Source organism: uncultured Ellagibacter sp. (assembly GCF_934636505.1).
Lineage (GTDB): Bacteria > Actinomycetota > Coriobacteriia > Coriobacteriales > Eggerthellaceae > Ellagibacter.
Genome location: NZ_CAKUAL010000009.1, coordinates 39,965 through 48,253 on the forward strand (window position 1 = coordinate 39,965; position 8,289 = coordinate 48,253).

At 55.6% G+C, this 8,289-nt stretch carries 7 protein-coding genes and 1 pseudogene; 5 read left to right on the forward strand and 3 right to left on the reverse strand.

Features of this window, described 5'->3' with window-relative positions; genetic code table 11:
* Positions 1-143: 143 nt before the first annotated feature.
* The 3 genes from Q0G18_RS02180 to Q0G18_RS02190 form a co-directional block, all read right to left on the reverse strand.
* Entirely contained in the window at positions 144-812 is a 669-nt protein-coding gene (locus tag Q0G18_RS02180) for a hypothetical protein (RefSeq protein WP_297149108.1), read from the reverse strand.
* A gap of 57 nt (positions 813-869) precedes the next feature.
* Positions 870-1,898 (reverse strand): hypothetical protein, encoded by a 1,029-nt coding sequence (locus Q0G18_RS02185; RefSeq protein WP_297149109.1) that lies wholly within the window; start codon positions 1,896-1,898, stop codon positions 870-872.
* Positions 1,899-2,000: 102 nt separating this feature from the next.
* Complete coding sequence (locus Q0G18_RS02190) at positions 2,001-2,225, reverse strand: hypothetical protein (protein ID WP_297149112.1); 225 nt, start codon at positions 2,223-2,225, stop codon at positions 2,001-2,003.
* 249 nt (positions 2,226-2,474) lie between these two features.
* Between Q0G18_RS02190 and Q0G18_RS02195 the strand changes: the two genes are divergently transcribed.
* The 5 genes and pseudogenes from Q0G18_RS02195 to Q0G18_RS02215 all read left to right on the forward strand — a co-directional run.
* Complete coding sequence (locus Q0G18_RS02195) at positions 2,475-3,185, forward strand: MFS transporter (protein ID WP_297149114.1); 711 nt, start codon at positions 2,475-2,477, stop codon at positions 3,183-3,185.
* 250 nt (positions 3,186-3,435) lie between these two features.
* Positions 3,436-3,903 (forward strand): DUF1893 domain-containing protein, encoded by a 468-nt coding sequence (locus Q0G18_RS02200; RefSeq protein WP_297149116.1) that lies wholly within the window; start codon positions 3,436-3,438, stop codon positions 3,901-3,903.
* A 390-nt stretch (positions 3,904-4,293) separates the two neighbouring features.
* Positions 4,294-4,767, forward strand: a complete 474-nt coding sequence (locus Q0G18_RS02205) for a hypothetical protein (RefSeq protein WP_297149118.1) — start codon at positions 4,294-4,296, stop codon at positions 4,765-4,767.
* Between the two features lie 259 nt (positions 4,768-5,026).
* Positions 5,027-5,935: pseudogene (locus Q0G18_RS02210) on the forward strand (aldo/keto reductase); the annotation flags it as partial.
* A gap of 696 nt (positions 5,936-6,631) precedes the next feature.
* Positions 6,632-8,289 (forward strand): CdaR family transcriptional regulator (locus Q0G18_RS02215; RefSeq protein ID WP_297149120.1); only part of this gene is annotated, 1,658 nt, incomplete at its 3' end.

Consider the following 8,289-nt stretch of genomic DNA (forward strand, 5'->3'; position numbering starts at 1 on the left):
GCGCAGTTTTCTTGTTGCAGCACAACTGATTATACGGCTTCTTAGCATCATAAGCGTTTCTCGACTTGAGGCTGAACCTTATATTGGACACTCTTGAAACCATGTGCCCAATTGAGTCCCCCTTGTCGACCGCATCTTCGAACTTAATCCCACGGACAATTATCGATGTATTCCCATTTTGCTTCGTCGAGAACATATCTCATCGTAAGATCAAGAGGACTATCAGCCTTATCCTTTTTCGGATAGTTTTCGTTGTACAGTTTTTCGAATTCAGATTTGGGGATACCGCCCTCGTCATCCCATGTAAAGAAAGCCCCGTCATTTACGTTGTCGCCGCACAGGGTCATGCCGTCTTCGGTGTCGTAATTTCTCAGAACGTGATAAAATTCGTCCTCCCCATTGTAGCTATGAATATCCGATATTGCATACGACCCTTCAGGCAGATGTCTAGTAAAGTAGTCTTCTAAATCGTTTGCAATAAAAAAGAGACCTGTGCAGAAGCTGAATCCAATGAGATACCAATCGCCATGTTTCTTAAAAACGAAACTGCTCTCGTCGCTTGTGGAATAGCTTGTCGTATTCGGATTGAAGGCCTCCATCGTATACTTCCAGAACATATCGGAAGCCTTTGACACCAATTCATCGATGGTGTCAAAATCGTCAACATTGAAATCGAAGGTCTCTTCATCCATGCCACGTTTCCACACGTTTGGAGCACCTTGAATCATATTAGTAATCATTAGCTTGAGAAGCCCCTTCATCTGGGACTCATCACACGCAATCGCAGTAAAATTATCGTTATAGCCACTCATAATGCATCCTTTCATAAAATGAACTCTACCTGTAAGCCTATCGTTGCGTTCGCTCAACTAATCAAGGATATTCTCCAGTCTTTCGAGAAGCGCCTCTCCCTCTTCCTCTCCCCCGTCTTCAATACTTCCGGAAAACCAAGCGCACAGCTCGGAACTATCTGCTAGCTCGTAAATATCTGTTAGCTCGTAAATGAGATCGGCCCTGCTCTCGTAGTCGAAGTACTCTGCGATTTCGTCCAGCAGACCGGGGTCCTTCGCATCAATAGCATCGAAATCGATTCCCCTGTTTTTGCCGCGATCGCACCTTGACGCAATGGCAAGGCGCTTCCTGAAGCTTTCGCTGACTTCTTCGTCGTCAAGATCCCAAAGCATAGCTTTCACGTCCTCGACGTCTTCGGCTGAGTCTCGCAGCTCCTCCGCATCCTCATAACCGAGCTCCTCAGCTATTTCGTCAAGCAGTCCGGGGTCGGCCTTTTCGATTTGCTCGAATTCTCCAGCATTTGCCTCCTCCCAGAAGAAGTCGCTCGGCTCAACCGAGTCAAACAACGCCCGAAGGGCAATTTCATTCAAGTCGCCTGGCACAGAGCTTTTAACTTTGTCTGACCATTCTGTGTACTCACCATAATCTACAATTCCTTCTGTGGGCGACCCGAAATCTTCACCCCATTGGATATGTGCGAATTCATCGCCCGTAGCACACACGTACTCCCCACCGTTAATAGATGCGCAGCCGTACTTCTTGGAATCCATAGATTCGCAAAAGCTTTCAACTTGATAACTAGGATGCCATTTAAGCCCGAGTCTCAATTCGATACAAGGCTTGCCGTATTGCATCGATCCAGAAAGCGTTCCGCTTTCAGCGCCAGAATCGGGATTACTATCGAGAAGGCACAACAAGTTGTGATTAGCCACTCCGCTGTTCATTGCCATTATGAGCTTATCCCAGCTCGCATCCGCGTCAACTCCTTTGAGAAGTTCGACCTGCGTTGCCTCCTCGAAGTTTTTGGACATAGTGTTGAGTAGTTCTTTTGCAGCCGTTTCGTTTTCAGAAACGATAAATAGGCGCTGATCGCAAATGTTTGCCATGATGACTTCCTTTCCTTTGACTTTTCTCTTCCCTAGTATCCCGTCTTCACATATGAGAAGGCTATCTCGTGATCATTGCCACTCCCTTGCTATCAGGCTCGTCTACTCAATTTCAAAATCGCGAAGGTCGATGCCGAGGGATTCTGCTTTTTGGCAAAGCTCGTATGCGCCCATGCTCTCGATATCGGAGAGGTCGAGAATCGCGGCGGGGAAACCGTTGAACATGGCGGTACCGAAGTAGTCAGTCATGTAGTCGCGAAGCTTGTCAACATCGATGGTGGCCATGCGCGCCCTCTTTCCCGAATCTGCGCCCTGCTGACGGCTCATTAGGCTTCGCCTTGCCAGCGAGACGCATTTTCCCTGCCAGGATAGAACTACTGCGAGAATAACACAGCATTTGATGTAGTGCCCTTACTATATGCCGCGTTTCCCGATAGAGAGAAGTGTAGCCGAGAAGAATGCCGCGGCTGTCCGCTGCAATGGACAGGCTAAGAAAAAGCCGTTGTCGCTTTGCCTCAGTAAGCCTCGCCCAGCAACGATTTCCAATCAAGACTATTCCATTTGCCTTCGGAGGCGGTGTCGCTGCAGACATGGAACAATTTTGCAGCGATCATCTCCAACTCTGCCGCAGGCTTCATCTCCGACCGCGTTGGTCGCAAGCGCAACCTCTTAGGAGCGTGGGTTCTCTGCGCTGCCGTGATCGTCATCTGTTCCATCTTCGCCGCGCCCAACCAATTCCTGTTCTGCATTGGCCTTATGCTGCTCTTCGGCTTCTCCCTAAACTATGCCATCACCTCGGTAAATCTCTTGATGCCGGAGCAGTATCCGACCGCAATACGCAACACGGGCGTTGCATGGTGCCATGCGTTCGCTCGTTTTGGAGGCTCTGCGTCCTCAATCGTGCTCGGTGGCATCGCGGGTATGGCGGCATTCCAAACCGTCGGAGGAACCACCAACTGGTCGCTGGTCGTGCTTGTGCTTATCGTCCCGTTCGTCCTGGGCTTTATTTGCGCGCTTCTCTTCGTTCGCGACACCAACGGCAAATCGATGGACCAACTCGCAAACGAGGCGACGGGGGACGAGCTGAGCGGGACAGCCCCATTCGCGATCATGCTCGCAATCGTTGTAATCCTCTTCTCATTGTGCATCGTTTGCCCACTGGCAATCAACGGATGGTCCAAACCCCCCATTGCCTTGCCGCTTATGGCCACCGGCATGCTCCTCCCCTTCGCCTTCTTCTTCATCTTTGGCGGAAAACAGCTGGCAAAGGGTGCCGGAAGGAAGTAACAAGACTCCTGGAACCGAAAGACTTGCAAAGCCGAAGCGCGGTCTCTCTTTGGGCTGCGCTTCGGCGTTGTGCGTTTTTAGCAGCGGCGGAACCTGCGGCCTTAGCAGATTCGCCTTCGCGCTCATAGCCCGCCCCTTTCCTGCTCCAAGCCCTCACTACGCTTTAATCGACCAGACGGCTTCCGCCACGCGTCGTCCACCTGCGTGGTACGCTTTGCAGAGAGTCTTACGAGCCATCGAAGGAGCCTGGATGGAACTGGAAACCCCGAACGATACCTTCCCGAAAACGGACGACGTCGAGCTTGCGCGAGCGACCTTGCTCTCCACCGAGGGGGCAACGTGCGTGGCCGTCCGCAACGGCGAGACCATGATCACCCGCGAGCGCGGCGTGAAGCCCCTCCTTCAATGGATTTCCGAGGGCCGAAGCTTCGAGGGCTGGTCTGTCGCCGACAAAGTCGTGGGCAAAGCGCCGGCTCTTCTGTACGTGCAGCTCAAGCCGGCAGTGGTTTTTGCGACCGCTCTGAGCGAGGACGCGCGGGACATCCTGCTGGCACGCGGGATAGCCTGCGGCTGCGATGACCTGGTTCCCTTTATAGTGAACCGTGCGGGTGACGGGCAGTGCCCGATGGACGCCTGCGTCGCTGGCATCTCCGACCCACGCGAGGCCGAACGAGCGATTCGCGAATGCGTCCGCCGAATGGCGGCCTCGCACAAGTAGCAGCGTCGCTGTGGCTTCTGCGGAAAGCGCAGCCGTTGCGCGTACTCGCCAAGACCATCGATTACGCGTCGACAAGCACGTCGCCCCCTGTCGCAGGGCAACGCGCGATCGCGGCGAAGTCGAGGACGGGCCGCAACATCTGAACAAGAGCCCTTTGATGTTCATTTGCGAGAGCCTCACAATGGACGATGTCGAAGCGGGCGCGGGCAATCCAGTTTGCGGCGCCCGCCTTGTACGATGGCGGGAATCCCTTCGACGGTGCCCTACGCCGCGAAAGACGACTCGGAACTGCCAGTATTTCCGATATTTGTAGATTTGGCCCGACAACCCCATTCTCCCAGACTGGAGAATATGATTGAGCCGATAACTTCCTTATGAGGAGGAACGGATATGTTCAAAGTTTCAAAGCGCACGCTGCTTCTTATCGCCGGCCTGGTTTGGCTTGCTGCCGGCGGAAACATCGCTTGGCTGGGCATCCAGGCGTTCGCTCAAATCAACATGAGCTACGTCTGGGCGATTATCATTGGCGCCATTGTGGTATTCACGCTATTCCACATGAAGATCTTCTCGAAGATGGTGGGCAAGCATTCGGACCGAATCGCCGCCTACGAAGACGACAAAATCGGCTTTTGGCACTTCTTCAACGCATCTGGCTACATCATGATGGCCATCATGATGTCGGGCGGAATTTCGCTTCGCGCGTTTGGCCTGGTCCCGATGTGGTTCATCGCCTTCTTCTACACTGGTTTGGGCATCGCGCTCGCGCTTTCGGGCGTAAGCTTCCTCGTGCGCTTCGCACGTCGCAGCGGCACCCCCGCAACGTGCCCTTTCAGCTTTCTTACCCTCTTGCGCGAGAAGGAATAGGGCATACGCTTGCGGAGCGCAAGGCAATCCGACCGCGCCATAACCGTCACCTCACCCCGAGTCACCAATAAGGCCCGCTCGCCGTTGAGCGGGCCTTTTGCTTGTCTGGGGCACCCGAACGAACAAGAATACAGCGATACGAGGGGCTTAAGAAATCTCAGAAAGACGATATTCTATGCAACCACCTTGTATAATGGTGCGGCTAAAGAACGCCCCGCCGCTCACCTGGCAACGATAATAGCGTAAAGGCGCAGCGCAATTAAAGCGAGGTGCCGAAGCCGCAACCCCCGTTCAAACGCTGCGCGACGTCATGCACGCCTTCTTCGAGCTCATCGGCCACGGCTTCACCACCTTCGACTGCGGCGACATCTACACCGGCGTCGAAGAGTTTTTGGGGACGCTCGTCGCGCGCCTGAAGCGCGGCGAGGGGCCCATATCGGCCGACGACATTCAAATTCACACGAAATACGTGTCTGACCTCGACATTCTCGCCGATGTGACCTTCAAGCACACCGAGTCGATCATCGATCGAAGCCTGCGCAGGCTCAACCGCGACACGCTCGACCTCGTGCAGTTCCATTGGTGGGACTACAACGTGCCGGGGTACGTCGAGGTGGCGCTCGACCTTCTGAAGCTGAAGGAGAAGGGGAAGATCCGCAATATCGGAGTGACCAACTTCGATACGCCGCACCTGAAGGAGATCGTCGACGCGGGCGTGCCGATCGTTTCCTGCCAAAGCCAGTACTCCCTGTTCGACCGCCGCCCCGAACTCGCACTCTCGAGCTACTGCGAAAGCGCCGACATCAAACACGTTTGCTACGGGACGCTGGCGGGCGGCCTTCTTGCGAAGCGATGGGAGGGCGTCGGCACGATCAAGCCCGAGACGCGCTCGCAGGTGAAATACCTGCAGGTGCTCGAAGATTCCGTCGGGTACGAAGGGTATCAACAACTGCTTGAGCTGCTCGAAGAGATCGCTTCCCATTACGGCGTCGGTGTTTCGCGTGTCGCGACCAAGTACATCCTGAACCGCCCGAGCGTTGCCTGCGCCATCGTCGGCGTGCGCAACAGCCGCCACATCTCCGACAACTGCAAGATCTTCGGGTTCGAACTTTCTCCCGAGGACGATGCGGCCATCACGGCGTTCCTCGACGGATACCCGCGCCTTTAGGGCGACTGCTATACGCTCGAGCGCGAAAGCTCGCGATACAAGAGCATCATCCGCATGAATGTGAACGAGGAGGAGCAGGGAGGAAACGACGCCCTGGCAGGCGCGTAGAAGCGACTGCCCTCCATACCGCAAGCAAGCGGGCCGCCTGGAGAGATTTCTCCCCGAGCGGCCCGTCGTTTGCGCGCCAATACCCAGATGCGCATAAATCTCGGGGGGTCCTGCCAGAAATCGGGTGGTTTTCATCAACTTGGGAAGAGGGCGCGGAAAGAAAGAGGCTCTGTCCGAAAGCCGTGACGCCGCTGACCTTGCCTTATGATTACAGGTCGTTCGCGGCCTCCAAACGCAAGCGGCGGGAAGCGCCCTCTGAGGACCCTCCGTTGATGAAAACCTCCCGATTTCTGGCAGGTCTTCCCCTTGAAAATGCACCTCTTCCCATCTTCTTTCCCAATTGAAGGATGCGAGGTCGAAGACGCAGGCATTCCCCCGTTGATGAGGCACAGGCTATACAAGTCGCACGACCATACGTGTTGCACCTTCGATGAGGCCGGAATCGGGTGACTCGCCCCACTTCGCGGCGGAAAAGAATCGGAAAGGAGCCAGGCTCGCGCCGAAACTTCACATCCTCGTGGCGCCGCGCATTTTGGAAGGCATTTCCCTATAATGGCTACTGACAAATGGGGAGCACAAGGGGGGCATATGGAAATTGGCGGACGGGGTTCTTTCCCGAGGAACACGCTCGGGGCTGCTACCATCAACATCGTTCTCGACCATCTCAGCGATTTCGAGATCGTCTCGGCGCCCGAGAACCCAGGTCGCACCGTGTCCTGGTGCAGCGCCCCTCTTCCACCCGATAAGCAGGCTCCTTACGACGATCGCGTAACCCTCTACATCATCGAAGCCGTCGATGCCGAGAACCTTTTCGCGCAGCACCCCCATGCTATCGGCATAATAGCCCTTCAACAAGACGAGCCTTTCTCGCCCGATGCGCCGCCCTTCCCCGCAGGCCTTTTGCGCCAACTCGTCATCGTCCGCAGCAAAGCACCGATCGGCAAGACGAAGCTTTTGGGGACCGTCATGTCGACGGTCTATTCCTGCCTCTTCTCGATACGTGAATGGACAGCCAACCTTGCGGGAATCGTGTCGAGAAAGGGCACTATCCAGGAGCTCATCGACGAGAGCGAGCAGCTGTTCGACAACTTCATCGATGCGAACGACTCGACGTACAGCCTCATCGCGCGCACCAGAAACATCGAGCCCGCCGACCCGCTTTCGACCGAGCTCGTGCGCCTGGGCTGCCACAATCTCGACGCCATCAAGGCCGCAGAGTCGATCGGCGCCTTCGGAGAATGGCGCGACCAGGCGGAGGTCAACGTGTTCGGGCCGGATGAGACCGTTCCGTTCAAGTACGTCACGTGCGTTTTGAAGGACGGGAACTCCTACGCCGGCCACATCGTCATGGTCTGCAACAACCATGACGTGACGCCCGGCATGGTGGATATGTTCAGGATACTATCGAACGCCTGCCAACAGATCGTAAGCAGCGCGTTCTTCAACGAGTCCCCCACCGCGCTTTTCTTAAGGAAGCTCATCGACGACGCACGGTTGACGCAAGCCTACTTCGACGAGCAATCATCCTTGCTTGGCCTGGATACCACGGGTTGGTTCGGGCTGGGAATGATCGACTACCGTGGGGGCGAATACTCCGAGCAACCATCGTGGGTCGCGTCCATGCTGCAGAAGACCTACCCTGACTACCAGGTCTTTTCCTACGAGGATTCGCTTCTTGTACTGAGCTTTTGCAAGGAGAGGCACGTCGAGCGGCGCAAAGAGGACTTCGAGAAGCTCGTCGCGTTCTGCCGCGAGATGAAATGCATGGCTTACGCGTCAGACACGTTCGAGCACCTGCGCAACCTTCGTTTCGCGTTCACGCAAACCTGCATCGCGCGGTCGTATAAATCCTGCATCGATATCGAGATGCGCCCACTTGACAACATTGACAGCCGACGGGTGTTCTACTTCGGCGACGCGCTCGCGTACTGCTGCCTCGACGGACGCGAAATCGACCCCGACCTGTGGTCGTTTTGCATGGACCACACTATCCTGGACGACCTCGTCGCCGCCGAGCCCGGCCACAGCGTAAGCGACGTGAAGCTTCTGTACTGCTACCTGTTCAACGAGCGCAAGACAACGCCGACGGCGCAGCAGCTCCATATGCACCGCAACAACGTGCTCTACCGCATCGGGAGCATCGAGAAGCGCTTCGGAATCGACCTGGGACAGTTCGGCACGCGCGAGCGCCTGATCAGCTGCTATCGGTACAAGATTCTCACCTCGAACAAGTTCCGCCAGCTGCT